Annotated in this window: 18 protein-coding genes; 4 read left to right on the top strand and 14 right to left on the bottom strand. The window is 63.6% G+C overall.

All coding sequences use genetic code 11. The features are described 5' to 3' along the window. From GTP90_RS32455 to GTP90_RS32440, 4 genes are all read right to left on the bottom strand, one after another. Nucleotides 1-197: MauE/DoxX family redox-associated membrane protein (locus GTP90_RS32455; RefSeq protein ID WP_161087383.1), on the bottom strand; the 197-nt coding region annotated here is incomplete at its 3' end. After that, a complete protein-coding gene (locus GTP90_RS32450) occupies nt 194-1,066 on the bottom strand; it encodes an SDH family Clp fold serine proteinase (protein ID WP_161087382.1) in 873 nt (290 codons plus the stop codon). The genes GTP90_RS32450 and GTP90_RS32455, both read right to left, overlap by 4 nt. Continuing rightward, nucleotides 1,057-2,061 (bottom strand): ATP-grasp domain-containing protein, encoded by a 1,005-nt coding sequence (locus GTP90_RS32445; RefSeq protein ID WP_161087381.1) that lies wholly within the window; start codon nt 2,059-2,061, stop codon nt 1,057-1,059. Before GTP90_RS32445 ends, GTP90_RS32450 begins: the two co-directional genes overlap by 10 nt. Before the next feature lie 74 nt (nt 2,062-2,135). Then, nucleotides 2,136-2,324 carry a hypothetical protein gene (locus GTP90_RS32440; RefSeq protein ID WP_117012132.1) on the bottom strand — a complete coding sequence of 63 codons (189 nt, stop codon included), beginning with the start codon at nt 2,322-2,324 and terminating at the stop codon, nt 2,136-2,138. A gap of 317 nt (nt 2,325-2,641) precedes the next feature. On the opposite strand from GTP90_RS32440, the gene groES reads away from it, so the two are divergent. Continuing rightward, nucleotides 2,642-2,932, top strand: a complete 291-nt coding sequence (groES, locus tag GTP90_RS32435) for a co-chaperone GroES (RefSeq protein WP_008451606.1) — start codon at nt 2,642-2,644, stop codon at nt 2,930-2,932. Nucleotides 2,933-2,980: 48 nt separating this feature from the next. Next, nucleotides 2,981-4,627, top strand: coding sequence for a chaperonin GroEL (gene groL, locus GTP90_RS32430; protein ID WP_161087380.1), 1,647 nt, complete (start codon nt 2,981-2,983; stop codon nt 4,625-4,627). Nucleotides 4,628-4,684: 57 nt separating this feature from the next. On the opposite strand, the gene GTP90_RS32425 is transcribed toward groL, so the two are convergent. Next, nucleotides 4,685-5,332, bottom strand: coding sequence for a hypothetical protein (locus GTP90_RS32425; RefSeq protein ID WP_161087379.1), 648 nt, complete (start codon nt 5,330-5,332; stop codon nt 4,685-4,687). A gap of 148 nt (nt 5,333-5,480) precedes the next feature. Between GTP90_RS32425 and GTP90_RS32420 the strand changes: the two genes are divergently transcribed. Beyond that, nucleotides 5,481-6,473 carry an OmpA family protein gene (locus GTP90_RS32420; protein WP_161087378.1) on the top strand — a complete coding sequence of 331 codons (993 nt, stop codon included), beginning with the start codon at nt 5,481-5,483 and terminating at the stop codon, nt 6,471-6,473. Nucleotides 6,474-6,485: 12 nt separating this feature from the next. Here GTP90_RS32420 and GTP90_RS32415 read toward each other — a convergent pair whose 3' ends face one another. From GTP90_RS32415 to GTP90_RS32385, 7 genes are all read right to left on the bottom strand, one after another. Further along, on the bottom strand, nt 6,486-6,848 hold the full coding sequence (locus GTP90_RS32415) for a hypothetical protein (protein WP_161087377.1): 363 nt from the start codon (nt 6,846-6,848) through the stop codon (nt 6,486-6,488). 14 nt (nt 6,849-6,862) lie between these two features. Then, a complete protein-coding gene (locus GTP90_RS32410; protein ID WP_161087376.1) occupies nt 6,863-7,348 on the bottom strand; it encodes a hypothetical protein in 486 nt (161 codons plus the stop codon). A 101-nt stretch (nt 7,349-7,449) separates the two neighbouring features. Continuing rightward, nucleotides 7,450-7,875 (bottom strand): DUF7684 family protein, encoded by a 426-nt coding sequence (locus GTP90_RS32405; RefSeq protein WP_175048322.1) that lies wholly within the window; start codon nt 7,873-7,875, stop codon nt 7,450-7,452. 42 nt (nt 7,876-7,917) lie between these two features. Continuing rightward, complete coding sequence (locus tag GTP90_RS32400; protein ID WP_254452151.1) at nt 7,918-8,895, bottom strand: glycoside hydrolase family 53 protein; 978 nt, start codon at nt 8,893-8,895, stop codon at nt 7,918-7,920. Further along, nucleotides 8,895-9,776, bottom strand: a complete 882-nt coding sequence (locus tag GTP90_RS32395; protein WP_161087375.1) for an SMP-30/gluconolactonase/LRE family protein — start codon at nt 9,774-9,776, stop codon at nt 8,895-8,897. Before GTP90_RS32395 ends, GTP90_RS32400 begins: the two co-directional genes overlap by 1 nt. Nucleotides 9,777-9,805: 29 nt before the next feature. Beyond that, nucleotides 9,806-10,426, bottom strand: a complete 621-nt coding sequence (locus GTP90_RS32390; RefSeq protein WP_161087374.1) for a 2-dehydro-3-deoxy-6-phosphogalactonate aldolase — start codon at nt 10,424-10,426, stop codon at nt 9,806-9,808. A gap of 2 nt (nt 10,427-10,428) precedes the next feature. Next, nucleotides 10,429-11,337, bottom strand: coding sequence for a 2-dehydro-3-deoxygalactonokinase (locus tag GTP90_RS32385; protein ID WP_161087373.1), 909 nt, complete (start codon nt 11,335-11,337; stop codon nt 10,429-10,431). A 183-nt stretch (nt 11,338-11,520) separates the two neighbouring features. On the opposite strand from GTP90_RS32385, the gene GTP90_RS37180 reads away from it, so the two are divergent. Continuing rightward, complete coding sequence (locus GTP90_RS37180; protein ID WP_254452150.1) at nt 11,521-12,096, top strand: hypothetical protein; 576 nt, start codon at nt 11,521-11,523, stop codon at nt 12,094-12,096. Here GTP90_RS37180 and GTP90_RS32375 read toward each other — a convergent pair. Next, on the bottom strand, nt 12,093-13,340 hold the full coding sequence (locus GTP90_RS32375) for an MFS transporter (protein WP_161087372.1): 1,248 nt from the start codon (nt 13,338-13,340) through the stop codon (nt 12,093-12,095). The genes GTP90_RS37180 and GTP90_RS32375 overlap by 4 nt on opposite strands. Nucleotides 13,341-13,358: 18 nt before the next feature. Continuing rightward, nucleotides 13,359-13,895 (bottom strand): PadR family transcriptional regulator, encoded by a 537-nt coding sequence (locus tag GTP90_RS32370; RefSeq protein WP_161087371.1) that lies wholly within the window; start codon nt 13,893-13,895, stop codon nt 13,359-13,361. Between the last annotated feature and the right edge of the window lie 332 nt (nt 13,896-14,227).

Raw genomic sequence — 14,227 nt, 5'->3', positions numbered from 1 at the left:
AGCAGCGCGGCCACCGCCAGTTCCGCCGCCGCCACTGCCGGCGCCGCCAGCGCGCGCAGCGCCGGCCCCATGCCGAACAGACTGGCCAGGTTGTCGCGGAAGCCGGCCAGGTCGCGCAGCTTGGCCGTGGCGGCCGCCAGCATCAGCAACGCGACGAAGTAGCGCAGGACCTCGCCGAGGAATGGGCCGGTGCTCATCGCGGGTAGCGCTCCACGTTCCACGACGGCGCCAGGCCGCCCGGATGCCGGCGGCGTTCGCTGGCGCCGTAGCGTGTGGCGAACAGCGCGTCGCACCACGGCGCGTCCTCGCTGGCGCGCTGGCCGCCGCCGACGTGGCCCTGCAGCAGCCGCGAGATTTCCCACGCCTCCCGTTCGACCGCCGCATCGCCGCGCACCCGCAAGCCCAGCGCCGCCATCTCCTCGCGCGTGATCGCATAGTTGTGCGAGTGGTAGCCGGTCATCAGCTGGCCGACCAGCCGGCTGCGGACCGCCGCGTCCTCGCCGGGCAAATGAAAGGCCAGCAGCTGCTCGCCGATCTGCTTCTGCTCCAGCGTGCTGCGGTAGAAGGCGCCCAGGCTGGCCGGGAACACGCTGCCGCCCAACAGCGCCAGCGCCTGCTGCCGCGCCTCGTCGGCCGGCACGCCGAACCACTGCTGCGCCATGTCGCCGAGGCATTGGATGTCAAGGCCGGAGAACGCCGTGCCGTCGGCGCCGTTGAGCAGCGGATCGATGGGCGAGAACAGCGCCAGCGGGCCGGCGATGATCTCGTCGCCGCACAGGGTCAGCAGCGTGGCGGCCGATTCGCAATGGTAAGGAACGATGAAGCACAGCCGCTCCGCCTGCGCGCGCAGCAGCAGCCCGATGCGGCGCGCGGCCTGCACCACGCCGCCGCGTCCGTGCAGCACCACGTCCAGCCGCCGCGCCGGGGCCAGGTCGCGGCATTGTTCGTACAGCGCCGGCAGCAGTTCCATCTCCAGCTGGGACGCGGCCAGCACCAGCACGCGGCTGTCGCGAACGGCCTCCAGCTCGCGGATGTGGCCGGCGAGCGCGCCGTGTTCTAGTGGCATAGCGCGCCCTCCACCAGCGTCTCGGCCATGGCGTCGATCATCCTGAACTCCGGTATCAATTGTTCGATATACAGGAACTGGCCCGCCGGGTTATTTTCCAGGAACACCACCTCGCCGCCGGGCGTGACGATCAGGTCCAGCGCGCCGTAGCGCAAGTCATAGCTGCGCACGAAGGCCACGCAGCGCCGCCGCAGCTCGTCGGGCAGCTGCGCCGCCTCGTAGCGGACCGGCGCCGACATGTCGCGCGAATCGACGGCGGTGCGGACATCGTCCTGGCTGTGGATTTTGGCGGCGAACACACGCTCGCCGATCACCGTCACCCGCAGTTCGTATTGCTTGGGAATGTAGCGCTGGAAGTGGCAATGCAACTGGCCAACCGCCTCGACGTTGCGCAGCATGTCGTCGTCGACGATGGTGGTGCCGAGCCCGCCGTTGCTGCGCTGCTCGGGCTCGAGCTCGCCGCCGGCCAGCATCGGGTCCGACAGCGACTTGAAGATCATGTCGCCGGCCAGGCCGTGCTTGAACGCCAGCACATCCTCCGGCGCGTTGGTGGTCAGCGAGTCCGGCACCAGGAAGCCCATGCGGGCGGCGCGCTTGAGCTGCTCTCCCTTCCACTGCGCGCCGCGCAGCGCCAGCGGGTGGCTGACCCAGTAACAGTCCAGCGTGTAGAGCAGGCTGAACAAGGCGTGTTCCGCCTCCTGCCTGGCGTAGGCCAGTTCCTGCGGCGCCAGCTCGTCGCTGAGGAAGGTAAATTCACCCGGCTTGCGTATCCAGACCGCGCCCACCTCGGCCAGGTCGAGCCAGTGCTCGTCGCCACGGCGGCGTATCTTGTTGTGCAGCGCGCCGCCGGCGTGCCACTGGCAGGTCTGGAAGTCGCGCGGGAAGCGGTCCAGGTCCAGCCGGAACAGCGGGTGGCCGCCGGCCGTGAGCCTGGCGGCGACCAGGTCGGCATGCAGATCCTGGCTGTTGCTGATAATTAAAATCGTCTTGCTCATCGAGTGCTCCGCGACTGGGCGTAAAACAAAAAAGCCTTGCTGACGGAGCAAGGCTTTCGTTGACGGGCCAGTACTTAGCAGTAGATGCCCTTGTCGCCGCGATGCGTGAATTCGTTGTAGTCGCGGTAGTTGTCGAAATCGACCGGACCGGTGCAGCCTGCCACGGCGACGCCGTCGCGGACTTTCCATTGCTCTGCAGGTTTGTTCTCCTGTTTCGCAGCAAGCTTGAATGCGAACAGTTTTGCCTCTTTTTGATCTGCCATTTCCATAGTCCTTAAAAAAGAATATTGAAAAATCTCACACAGTCTCTATTTGCAGCGTTGCAATGTTAGAAGCTTGTATAGACGTTGTCAACTTCTATACACAATATGTCAACACTACTTTTTAGGGACGTATCAACATCATTTTTGTGCTTATTTGTGCACGCACAAGTGTTGCGTCTTGAAATACAGCAGTGTCGTCCCTATAATTGGCACTCGTTCCAAGGGAGTGCTAACAGCGCTCTCGGCCAAACTTTCCGCCACAGCAAGCTTATTGGTGTGGCAACAAACTGTTCCATTGTTAATTTAAGGAGTTTTGTATGAACCTTCGCCCTTTGAACGATCGCGTAATCGTCAAACGCCTCGACCAGGAAACCAAAACTGCGTCCGGCCTGATCATCCCTGATGCGGCTGCTGAAAAACCGGATCAAGGCGAAGTGCTCGCCGTCGGCAATGGCAAGATTCTGGAAGATGGCAAAGTCCGTCCGCTGGACGTCAAAGTAGGCGACCGCGTCCTGTTCGGCAAATACGCCGGCCAGACCGTCAAGGTCGACGGCCAGGAGCTGATGGTCATGCGCGAAGAAGACATCATGGCAATCGTCGTCAAATAATTGACCCGCACGTTTGCACTAGTACTCACCTAATTCTGGAGAAACAACATGGCAGCTAAAGAAGTAATTTTCGGCGACGCAGCGCGCGCCAAGATGGTTGAAGGCGTCAACGTCCTGGCCAACGCAGTCAAAGTCACCCTGGGCCCTAAAGGCCGCAACGTTGTGCTGGAGCGCTCCTTCGGCGCCCCGACCGTCACCAAGGACGGCGTATCGGTCGCCAAGGAAGTCGAGCTGAAAGACAAGCTGCAAAACATGGGCGCGCAAATGGTCAAGGAAGTCGCTTCCCGCACCAGCGACAACGCCGGCGACGGCACCACCACCGCAACCGTGCTGGCACAAGCCATCGTTCGCGAAGGCATGAAGTTCGTTGCCGCCGGCATGAACCCAATGGACCTGAAGCGCGGCATCGACAAGGCAGTTGCCGCCACCGTCGAGCAGATCGCCATCATCGCCCGTCCATGCACCACCACCAAGGAAATCGCCCAGGTTGGTTCGATCTCCGCCAACTCGGATTCGTCGATCGGCGACCGCATCGCTGAAGCGATGGAAAAAGTCGGCAAGGAAGGCGTCATCACCGTGGAAGACGGCAAGTCGCTGAACGACGAGCTGGACATCGTTGAAGGTATGCAGTTCGACCGCGGCTACCTGTCGCCATACTTCATCAACAACCAAGAGAAGCAAGTCGCGATCCTGGACAATCCATTCGTCCTGCTGTGCGACAAGAAGATCTCCAACATCCGTGACCTGCTGCCGGTACTGGAACAAGTCGCCAAGGCTGGCCGTCCACTGCTGATCATCGCAGAAGACATCGAAGGCGAAGCGCTGGCTACCCTGGTTGTGAACAACATCCGCGGCATCCTGAAAACCTGCGCAGTCAAGGCCCCAGGCTTCGGCGACCGTCGCAAGGCCATGCTGGAAGACATCGCGATCCTGACCGGCGGTCAAGTGGTTGCTGAAGAAGTCGGCATGACCCTGGAAAAAATCACCCTGGAAGAACTGGGCCAGGCCAAGCGTATCGAAGTCGGCAAGGAAAACACCATCGTCATCGACGGTGCTGGCCGCGCTGAAGGCATCGAAGGCCGCGTCAAGCAAATCCGCGTGCAGATCGAAGAAGCGACCTCGGACTACGACCGCGAAAAACTGCAAGAGCGCGTGGCCAAGCTGGCCGGCGGCGTTGCCGTGATCAAGGTTGGCGCAGCCACCGAAGTCGAAATGAAAGAGAAGAAAGCCCGCGTTGAAGATGCACTGCACGCTACCCGCGCTGCCGTGGAAGAAGGCATCGTGCCAGGCGGCGGCGTTGCCCTGCTGCGCGCTCGTGCCGCTCTGAGCATCAAAGGCGACAATCCTGACCAGGAAGCTGGCATCAAGATCGTTCTGCGTGCGATGGAAGAGCCACTGCGCATGATCGTGCAAAACGCCGGCGAAGAAGCTTCGGTGGTGGTTGCTGCGGTTCTGGCCGGCAAAGGTAACTACGGTTACAACGCCGCCAACGGCACCTACGGCGACATGGTTGAAATGGGCGTTCTGGACCCAGCCAAAGTCACCCGTTCGGCACTGCAAAACGCAGCCTCGATCGCTGGCCTGATGCTGACCACCGACTGCATGATCGCTGAAGTCACCGAAGACAAACCAGCCGGCGGCATGGGCGGTATGGGTGGCATGGGCGGCATGGGCGGCATGGACGGCATGATGTAATTGCCGGCATAAGCCTCGCTGTACAGGAAAGCCAGCCTCTTCGGAGGCTGGCTTTTTTTATTTGCAGAGTGCGGTGACGTTGATGAAATCGACGAACCCTGCGCCGTCGTTGTTGGTGCCGGTGTTGTTCGTCAGGGTGCAGACCTGCCCCGTCGGGTTGGCCGATACCGTGACCGTATAACTGGCGCCGTGCAGCTCCATCGGCGAATACGAGACGGGGAACACGGCCAGGCCGTTGGCGCTTGCCTTCAGGATGTTGCCCCCGCCATCGGAGAAGCTGACGGTATTGCCAACTGCCAGTCCCGACACCGTCACCCCTACCCGGTATTGCAACAGGCCGATCGCGGCAGGCTGGCATGTGACAGCGACGTTGCTGATATCGACCGCAACATCCTGCGCTATCGTGCCCGATCCGTTGGCGACGGTGCAGGTGGCGCCGTTCGGGTCGGCGAACTTCGCGACGCTGTACGGCGCACCGGACGCCACGGGATAGGTGAACTTGAAGCTACCACTGCCCTTGACGGCGATGGTCTCCGCGCCGTTGTTGACCAGCAGCAGAGTTGTGTTGGCCGCCAGGCCGGTCACGCTGCCCGATATGAGGGCCGATTTTTGCGTCGCCGGCGGCGTTGTCGCCGTCGAGCCGCCGCCTCCGCAGCCGGCCACGGACAATGCCAGCGCCAACGCTGTTATTTTGGATGGGTGCATATGATCTCCAAGAGGTTGTCTGATTTTCTAAAATATAAAATACTGCAATTATCGCGATGAGGCCGATTCGATTGAAAAGTTAACGTTGATTCAAAGACAATCAATCCCTACAATCGATGCTCTTCAACTTTCTTCAGATCGGACTTCCATGCGCGCCTACCGCCTATTTCCGCTGCTGCTTTGCGCCGCCGCCCAGGCCCAGATGCCGGCGCAGGACACCGCCAAAGGCGGCAAAGACCACCCGCTGCTGTCGCGCTTTGAAGGGTCGAAGATGGTCGGCTACGGCCTCAAGGAATTCGACGAGGTGATGCTCCCGGCCGGTAAGCGCATCGAGAACAAGGGCGGCCAGATGGCGTTCGAGAACGCGCTGCAACTGGAGGGCAAGTACACCCGCATGGCCTACAACTTCCCGCGCGAACGCTCCGCGCTGGAGGTGATGCGCAACTACCAGGCGGCGCTGGACAAGGCTGGCCTGAAAACCGTGTTCGCCTGCGCCAAGGAAAACTGCGGCAGAGGCTTTGGCGAGTTCTTCCTCAATAAACGCGTCGGCGATCATTTCATCCAGGGCAGCGAAGCGAACTGGGCGCCGTTCAACTACGGCCGCGACGATGAACGCTACCTGCTGGCCAAGGGTACACGCCCGGACGGGTCGCTGGTCCACGTGGCCGTGTACTCGGTCGCGCCGGTGCAGGACAAGCTGGGCGGCATCTACGTCGAGATCGTCGAGGCCAAGGCGATGGAGGGCGGCAAGGTATCGGCCAACATGAATGCGGCCGACATGGCCAAGGGCATCGCGGCCGACGGCAAGGTGGCCGTGTACGGCGTGTTCTTCGACACCGACAAGACCGACGTCAAGCCCGAGTCCAAGGACGCGCTGGCCGAGATGGCCAAGCTGTTGCAGCAGGACGCCAAGCTGAAGCTGTACGTGGTCGGCCACACCGACAACCAGGGCGCGCTGGCGCACAACCTGGAGCTGTCGCAGAAGCGGGCGGAATCGGTGATCAAGGTGCTGGCGGCCGATTACAAGGTCGACGCCAAGCGGCTGAGCGCCAAGGGCGTGGCCTCCTACGCGCCGGCGGCCTCGAACGATGCCGAGGCAGGACGCGAGAAGAATCGCCGGGTGGAGCTGGTCAAGCAGTAGGCGCGTTGGCGGCTACAACGAGATCAGCGATGCGGCTTCCATTTGCCGCAGCAATTCTTTGCCCCGGGCCTCGTCGTAGCCTTCCATGCGCCCGATCAGCGTATCCATAGCATCGGCGGCGTTGCGGATATAGGCTTCGGCTGTCTTCCGGTCCAGATCGTCAATGCGCCTATGCTCCGCTTCTTCGATGGCAGCCAAGATGGTTTGGGTAAGCTCGACGCTTTCCGGCGTCGCTGGGTCAGATGAGCCATCGAAAAAAATATCGTGCTGCTGCTCTTCAGGGAATCCGGCCTGCTCCAAGGCTCGTGCGCAATAATAAGTGACGGCGATAGCGGTCTCTTCGCTTACGGATTCAATATAGGTAAGAATGTCCATGACTAGCTTCCGATTCAAAGTTCAATTGCATCAAAGAGACATCTTGGCAAATTATCGATGATATATTCCTCCGAAAGCAGGCTGGCCCGCCTTGCAACCGGCACCCGTTTAAGCATGGCGGTAACTGGTGCCCCCGGAATCACAAACATCAGCGGCCGAAAGTTGGCCGGTTGGGCCAGGCTCAGCGTTTCTTGAATTTCCTTGAACTGATACTTGTCGATCATACCGCTCTTGCGTCGACTGTCGGCGCCACGTTGAAGACCAAGCCTCACGTTATCTATCCTGGCCGAATGAAAATCCAACGCATCCACATCCCTCATGAGGCTCCAATATAGAGCACGTGGATTGGAGCTTGGTGGTATCGAGTTATAACGATTTAGTCTCGACGGCGGATCGAAGTAAGGCGTGCACCAGGCATGATGAACCTCGCCGTAGAACCACTGGCAGATTTCGTACGCGATCCATGTGGAGCATGAATAATAGATGCCTTTGTCGTTCACGCTACCGCCTCCGCCGTCAAATCTCCACAATGCCCCACTGGCAGGTGTAGCATGTGACGAGGAGGTACAGAATGATTACTATCAAAAGTGTGCCCACCAACTCAGGCTTCGCGGTACTCCGCTTCCAGTTCCTCGCGGCGCGGTTGCTCGGCGATGTGCAGGATTAGCGTTTCGCGCAGGTCGTGCGCGGGATGCACGGCGCGGTGGCGGGCGAACCAGAACGCTTCACTCAGATCTTCGTCCTCGTGCGCGGTGGTGACCAGCAACTGCTCGTCCGGCACGTCTTCGTAGTTGACGGCTTCCAGGCTGGCGTCTTCGATCGCTTCGCGCCAGGCTTCGCACTCCTTGCCCCATGCGAGCGCCAGCGCGCAGCCGGATTCCACCAGCCAGCGGCTGGTTTCCCACATCGTCATCTCCGCCACGTCGGCCTCGACGACCAGCACGGCTTTGAAATGCGACAGGCCCTCCAGCACGGGAAGATCGCTGTCGGGAGTGAGGTGTAAATAGCGGATGACCGGTTTCTGCATGATGGGACCATTGATAACGAGTCCCGGATTTTAACAGCCTGCTTAAAACGGATCGAGTGCGATCGTGAATTTGCCGCTCGCGTCTAGCGCGCCCATCGTGTAGCCCTGCCAGCCCGGATAGGCCTGCGGCTCCCAGTAGAACACGCCCAGCCCATTCGAGCCCAGCGCCTTGGTCTTGGCCAGCAAATCGGCCAGCATGGATTTGCTGGCGGCCGCCTGGGTCCAGTCCATGCCCACTTCGGTCACCATCACCGGCCTGGCGTAGCGCGACACCATGTCCCACATATTGGCCGAGATCTTGTTGTTGTAGCTGGCCCAGTCCGACGCCGGCGGATAGTGCGACATGCCGATCACGTCCCACTTGGCGCCCGCGCCCTTCACGCCGTCGAAGAACCAGCGGAACACGGCGTTGTCGTAGCCGTTGGCCAGGTGCAGGATCACCTTGGCGTTCGGGTAGACCGCCTTGGTGGCGTTGTAGCCGCTGTTGATCAGCCCGGCCAGGTTGGCGAAGCTGGTGGTCTTCCCTTCCGGCCACAGCATGCCGCTATTGATCTCGTTGCCGACCTGTACCCACTCGACCGTGATGCCGTTGGCCTTCAGGTAGTTGAGGATGCCCTGCGTGTGGCTGTAGACGTCGTTGTTCAGCTGCGCCAGCGTGTGGTTGGCCCAGGCGGCCGGCTTGGTCTGCTGGCCGGGATCGGCCCAGCTGTCGCTGTAGTGGAAGTCGATCAGGATGCGCTGGCCTTGCGCTGCGGCGCGCCTGGCCTTGTACAGCACGTCCGCGCCGTCGTTCCAGCCGCCGCTGGGGTTGACCCACACGCGCAGGCGGATCGCGTTGACCTGCAGGTTCTTCAGCAGCACGAAGGGATCGGTCTTGACGCCGCTGCTGTTGTAGAACGAATAGCCGCTGGACTCCTGCTGGCTGACCCAGCCCACATCGGCGCCGTTGGCGAAGGTGGCGGACCGCACGGCCAGGCTGAACGCCAGGCCGCACAATGCCGTGAGCCAGCGCTTCATCATCAGCCGAAGCGCGCGGCCGGCACGCCGGCCACGTCCAGCCGCACGGCGAACAGGGCGCCGGTCAGCGGGAACTCCTTGAGCTGCTCCGGCGTGTTGTCCTCGCGCGCGGTGGTGATGTACAGCGTCTTCAGGTCGGCGCCGCCGAAGGTGCAGGAGGCGGGATTGCGCGCCGGTACGCGGATCGTGTCCAGCAGCTCGCCATCGGCCGAGTAGCGGCAGACGCGGGCGCCGCCCCATTGCGCGATCCAGACGCAGCCTTCGCTGTCGACCGTCATGCCGTCCGGCGAGCCTTCGCCGTCGCCGAACTGGCGCCACAGGCGCGGTGCGCCCAGCGTGCCGTCGGCCGCCAGCGGATAGGCGTAGGTGCGGCCTTCAAAGCTGTCGGTATGGTACATGGTGGCGCCGTCCAGGCTGAAGGCCGGGCCGTTGCAGATGTGGTAGTCCTGGTCCGCCACCGTCAGCGACAGGTCGGTGTCGAGCCGGAACAGCTGGCCGATGGCCCGGGCGTAGTCGGTGTTGTGCATGGAGCCGGCCCAGATGCGGCCGGCGCTGTCGGCCTTGGCGTCGTTCATGCGCAGGGCGCTGCCGGCCGGGAACGGACGGGCCAGGTATTCGATGCGCACCTCCGGCTCCAGCCACAGGCGGACGATGCCGTCGCGCAGGCCGGCCATGAAGCCGTCGCCGTCGCGGCGCGCGATCAGCCAGCAGATGTAGTCGGGCATGGCCCAGCTGTGGCGCTGGCCGCTGCCGGCGTCCAGCGCGTGCAGCGTCTGGTTCTTCAGGTCGACGAAATACAGGCGGTTTTGCTCCGCCACCCACGACGGACCTTCGCCCAGCTGCGCGCCGGCTTCCCAGATACATTGCACTTCATGCTTGCTCATCAATTTCGCTCCCAGTGTGGAATCCACCATCATACTGACAAAGCGCGCCACTTGGCCACATAGGCGGCGGCGCGTTGGCCCAGCTCGTCGAGGCTGACGCCGGGCGTGTACAGCTGGCCGCCGATGCCGAAGCCGGTGGCGCCGGCGCGTACCCAGCCTTCCATATTGTCGGGCGTGATGCCGCCGACCGGCCACATCGGCGTGCCGGCGGGGACCACGCTGTTGAACGCCTTCAGGCCGTTGTGGCCGACCATATCGGCCGGGAACAGCTTGAGCGCGTGGGCGCCGGCGTCCAGCGCGGCGAACGCTTCGGTCGGCGTGGCGACGCCCGGCGCGCAGTACATGCCCAGGTCGGCCGCGCGGCGGATGGCGGCCGGATTGCAGTTCGGCGAAACCAGCAGGCGTCCGCCCGCCTCATACACGGCTTCGACGTGGCCGACGTTGAGCATGGTGCCGCCGCCAATCAGCGTGTCCGGCAGCTGCTCCTTGACCAGCGAGGCGATGCACTCGAGGGCGCCGGGACGGTTGAGCGGCACTTCCAGCGCGCGGAAGCCGGCCTGGTGCAGCACCTTGCCGACCGCGACCGCCTCCGCAGGCTGCAGGCCGCGCAGGATGGCGACCAGGGGAGTGGTGGGATGGGATGGAGTCATGATCAAGCCTGTAGGAAGAATTGGGAGATCGCGGTGCAGTACACGCGATGCGGATCGAGCACGTCGCAACGCAGGCCGAAGTGATCGGCGGCCACCGCGTAGCGGACCGCCAGCGCCGGCGAGCCGATGACGGTGATGTTGGCCGCGCCGCCGCTGGCTTCCAGCGCGCGGGTGGCGGCGGCGAATTCGGCGCCGATCAGCAGGCCGCTGACCACGGCCGGCGCCTGCGCCGCCGGGGCGCTGCGCGACACCACGCCGGCGCGCACGCGGAACAGCGTGTTCGACAGCGGCTCGTTGCGGCGGGCCTGGGCCAGGCCGATGGCATAGCCCTCGACGTCGGAGGCGTCGCCGCCCATCATCGACGACAGGGTGCCGCCGGCCGACAGCATGGCGAACAGTTCGCCGGTCATGTAGGTGGACATCGACTGGATCAAGCCATCGCGCAGCAGCACCCATTTGCTGTGGGTGCCGGGCAGGACCAGCCAGCCGTCGCGATGGCCGAGCGCCACCGCGCCGAGCAGCTGGGTTTCCTCGCCGCGCATGACGTCGACGGCGCCGCCGTCACGGTGGCAATAGCCGGGCACGATGTGGCAGCGGCCGGCCCAGCCGGCGTCAGCCACCGGCGCCAGGTGCGCGGGCAGCTCGGTCAGCGGCACGGAACTGTCCAGGTAAGGCACTTCCTGCCAGCCGGAGGCGCTGCCGACCATGCCGGACATGATCACCGGCACTTCGCCGCCCACGTTCATGGTCTCCAGCAGGCCGGCCAGCGCGCCGCTGAAATGCTCGCGTCCGCCGACCGCCAGCATGCCCAGGCCATCCTCGTGTTCGGCCAGGCAGGCGCCGTGTTGATCGACCAGATAGGCGCGCCGATTGCTCGTGCCCCAGTCCACTCCCAGTATTTTTTTGTCCACTATGCGATCCCTTTGCTGACGCTGCCAACATGGTACGAAAAAGGCCGCCCCGGCTCCAATGAATTATCTCGCTGGACTAATACCAAAATGGTATGGCAAGCCCCTGCCGAGGCCGGTAAAAGTTGCCCCTTGGATGCCTTTGGTTTAGTATGACCGCAACAAACAATCCAGGCATGCATGTATATGGAATCTCGCACCCCGTCCACCCGAAATCTGTTCATTGCAGGCGCCGTCGCCGGTGCGCTGCTGCTGGGCGGGGGTGTCTATTTTTCCGCCATGACGCCGGCTGAATCGCAGGTCATGCCGGCCCCGGCCAAGCATCCGGCCAGCGCCAGCAGTTCGGCCTCGGCGGCGAGCTCCGCGCCGGTGGTGGCGGCGCCGCGCGCGGTGGCCAGCGTGGCGCCGTCCGCCCCGGCCGAAGCCAAGCACCTGCGCAGCAAGGAACAGGCCGCTGCAGCCCTGATGGCGCTGCCGGAATTGCAAGCCTGGTCGGCCATCGTGGAGAAGAATTCCGGCGGCAAATCGCACGGCGCCCTGATCGAATACGATCCGGCCCCGCGCCTGCTGAACGGCAAGAGCTACTGGCAGTTCAGCTTTGTGGAAAACAGCAGCGACGCGGCGCAGCGCTGGGAAAGCTTCCTGGTCTCGTCCAGCGACGACGAGATCCTGGTGGAAGACGCCAGCACCGACGAGGTGATCAGCCTGGCGCGCTGGCGCCGTGAAAAACACCCGGCCAAGCGCACCAGCATCGACGGTTAAGCGGCCTTCCGCTCCCCCACCGGCGCGGCCTTCGCGGCCGCGCCCACCTGCCCCACCCACAGCACCGAGAACAGCGTCAGCCCGGCGGCGATCCAGCCGTTCAGGCCGTAACCGGCGATATGGCCGGCCGCGTCGGTGTGCAACATCCATCCGCCCGCCAGCGCGCCAAAGCCGCTGCCCACTTGCTGGATCGCCGAGTTCGAGCTGAGGAAGGCGCCGCGCCGGGCCGGCTCCGGCACCGTCGTCATCAGCGCCTGCATCGGGATGTTGCGGCCCGAGATAGCGGTCATGAAGAACGGGAAGAACAGCATCACCGCCGCCAGCGGGATCACCGGCATGTGCGTCATGAACATGATGGGCAGGATGGAGAACAGCGCGATGTAGCGGTACACGCGCTGCGCGCCGGAGCGGTCCGACCATTTGCCGATCAGGCGCGCGCTGAACAGCGTGGCCACGCCGCCGGCCAGGTAGACCCAGGTGATCTCCGCCGGCTGGACGCCGATGTTCTCGACCAGCATGGGCGAGATGAAGGGAATCACCAGCATGCCCGTCATCATGTTCACGCCCGACAGCAGGAAGGCTTTCAGGTGGCCGCCGACGCGGTACAGGCCGATCAGGTTGGGCAGCACCTCGGACAGCGGCACCGGACGCGTCAGGTGGCCGCCCAGCGAAGGCAGCACGCGCCAGGCGCCGCCCCAGATCAACAGCGAAAACACCACCAGCAAATAAAACGGCGAGGCCCAGCCGTAATGCGCGGCCAGCATCACGCCGGTCGGCACGCCAGCCACGGCGGCCAGGCTGAACGAGGTCATCACAACGCCGGTGGCGGCGCCGCGGCGCTCGACCGGGATCAGGTCGCCGATGATGGCCATGATGATCGAACCCAGCACGCCGCCGGTCAGGCCGGCAAAGGCGCGCGACAGCACCAGCACGTGGAAGTTCGGGGCGACCGCGCAGGCCAGGTTGGACAGCGTGAACAGCGCGAACATCGCCAGCAGCAGGCGCTTGCGGTCGAAGCGGTCGATGTACATCGAAGCCAGCAGGCCGGACAGGCCGGCGCACCAGGCATAGGCCGACACCGCGCCGGACACGGCGGCCGGCGTGATGGAAAAAGCGCGCATCAGCTGCGGCGCCAGCGGCATCATCACCATGAAGTCCATGATGACGGTGAACTGAGTCAGCGCCAGCAGCCAGAGCACGATGCGCTCGCGCGCCGGCGTCAGGGGGGTGGTTATTGTTGTCATCTGAATGGTATGGTTGGATTAGTTCAGCTGCCGCACGTCGTCGACCGCGCGCTGCAGGATAGCGCGGATCTGCGCGGCGCGCTGGTCGCTGGCGCCGGGGCCGTGGGCCTTGTCGATCACGGCGGCCTTCAGCTCGTGCATCGCCAGGCGCAGGTCGACGCGGCCTTCGGACGGCTCGGCCAGGCGCGCCAGGATGACGTCGACGAACTGGCGGTTCTCGGCCAGGAAGGCCTCGCCTTCGGGCGTGATGGTGTGCAGCTTCTTGTTGCCGTCGGCCGTGGCCGAGACGTGGCCCATGTCGAGCATCATCGACAGCAGCGGGTAGATCGCGCCCGGGCTGGGCGTGTAGCTGCCGCCGGACAGCTGTTCCAGCGCCTTGATGATCTCGTAGCCGTGGCGCGGCTTCTCGGCGATCAGGTGCAGTACGACGTAGCGCATGGCGCCGGCGTCGAACATCTTCGGCCCACGGCCGCGGCCGCCTCCGCCGCGATGGTGGTGGTGATGGTCGCCATGCATGGCGTGATGGCGGTGCTGGCAATGTAGAAATCTAAACATTTGTCTCTCCTTACGATATAACAAGTTAAGATATAACTTATTGAGATATATCTTAACCCGTTTACGGAAGAGTTCAAGGACTTTTTTATACAGCCGGGGACTAAACAAGGCGCAGCAGCAGGAATATGTGCAGGAGGCGGAACAGCGCCATCATGAGGAACTTACGTCGGGGGTCAAGTCTGACATTCGGACACGAGCTGCGCTGTACATTGGGGTCAAGTCTGACATTCGGACACGAGCTGCGCTGTACATTGGGGTCAAGTCTGGCATTCGGACACGAGCTCTGCCGTAGACGCGCGTCTACGGCAGAGCTCGTGTCCGAATGCCAGACT

Origin of the sequence: Duganella vulcania, assembly GCF_009857655.1 — a bacterium.
Classification (GTDB): Bacteria; Pseudomonadota; Gammaproteobacteria; order Burkholderiales; family Burkholderiaceae_D; genus Rugamonas; species Rugamonas vulcania.
The sequence above is the reverse complement of the archived record's forward strand: the minus strand, read 5'-3'. Positions and strand labels throughout refer to the sequence as shown.

Coding starts and splice junctions, on each gene's coding strand:
- GTP90_RS32390 (WP_161087374.1), bottom strand. CDS start 10,426: ATGACTCCATCCCATCCCACCACTCCCCTGGTCGCCATCCTGCGCGGC.
- groES (WP_008451606.1), top strand. CDS start 2,642: ATGAACCTTCGCCCTTTGAACGATCGCGTAATCGTCAAACGCCTCGAC.
- GTP90_RS32425 (WP_161087379.1), bottom strand. CDS start 5,332: ATGCACCCATCCAAAATAACAGCGTTGGCGCTGGCATTGTCCGTGGCC.
- GTP90_RS32370 (WP_161087371.1), bottom strand. CDS start 13,895: ATGTTTAGATTTCTACATTGCCAGCACCGCCATCACGCCATGCATGGC.
- GTP90_RS32415 (WP_161087377.1), bottom strand. CDS start 6,848: ATGGACATTCTTACCTATATTGAATCCGTAAGCGAAGAGACCGCTATC.
- GTP90_RS37180 (WP_254452150.1), top strand. CDS start 11,521: ATGGAATCTCGCACCCCGTCCACCCGAAATCTGTTCATTGCAGGCGCC.
- GTP90_RS32420 (WP_161087378.1), top strand. CDS start 5,481: ATGCGCGCCTACCGCCTATTTCCGCTGCTGCTTTGCGCCGCCGCCCAG.
- GTP90_RS32405 (WP_175048322.1), bottom strand. CDS start 7,875: ATGCAGAAACCGGTCATCCGCTATTTACACCTCACTCCCGACAGCGAT.
- groL (WP_161087380.1), top strand. CDS start 2,981: ATGGCAGCTAAAGAAGTAATTTTCGGCGACGCAGCGCGCGCCAAGATG.
- GTP90_RS32445 (WP_161087381.1), bottom strand. CDS start 2,061: ATGAGCAAGACGATTTTAATTATCAGCAACAGCCAGGATCTGCATGCC.
- GTP90_RS32450 (WP_161087382.1), bottom strand. CDS start 1,066: ATGCCACTAGAACACGGCGCGCTCGCCGGCCACATCCGCGAGCTGGAG.
- GTP90_RS32400 (WP_254452151.1), bottom strand. CDS start 8,895: ATGATGAAGCGCTGGCTCACGGCATTGTGCGGCCTGGCGTTCAGCCTG.
- GTP90_RS32395 (WP_161087375.1), bottom strand. CDS start 9,776: ATGAGCAAGCATGAAGTGCAATGTATCTGGGAAGCCGGCGCGCAGCTG.
- GTP90_RS32440 (WP_117012132.1), bottom strand. CDS start 2,324: ATGGCAGATCAAAAAGAGGCAAAACTGTTCGCATTCAAGCTTGCTGCG.
- GTP90_RS32375 (WP_161087372.1), bottom strand. CDS start 13,340: ATGACAACAATAACCACCCCCCTGACGCCGGCGCGCGAGCGCATCGTG.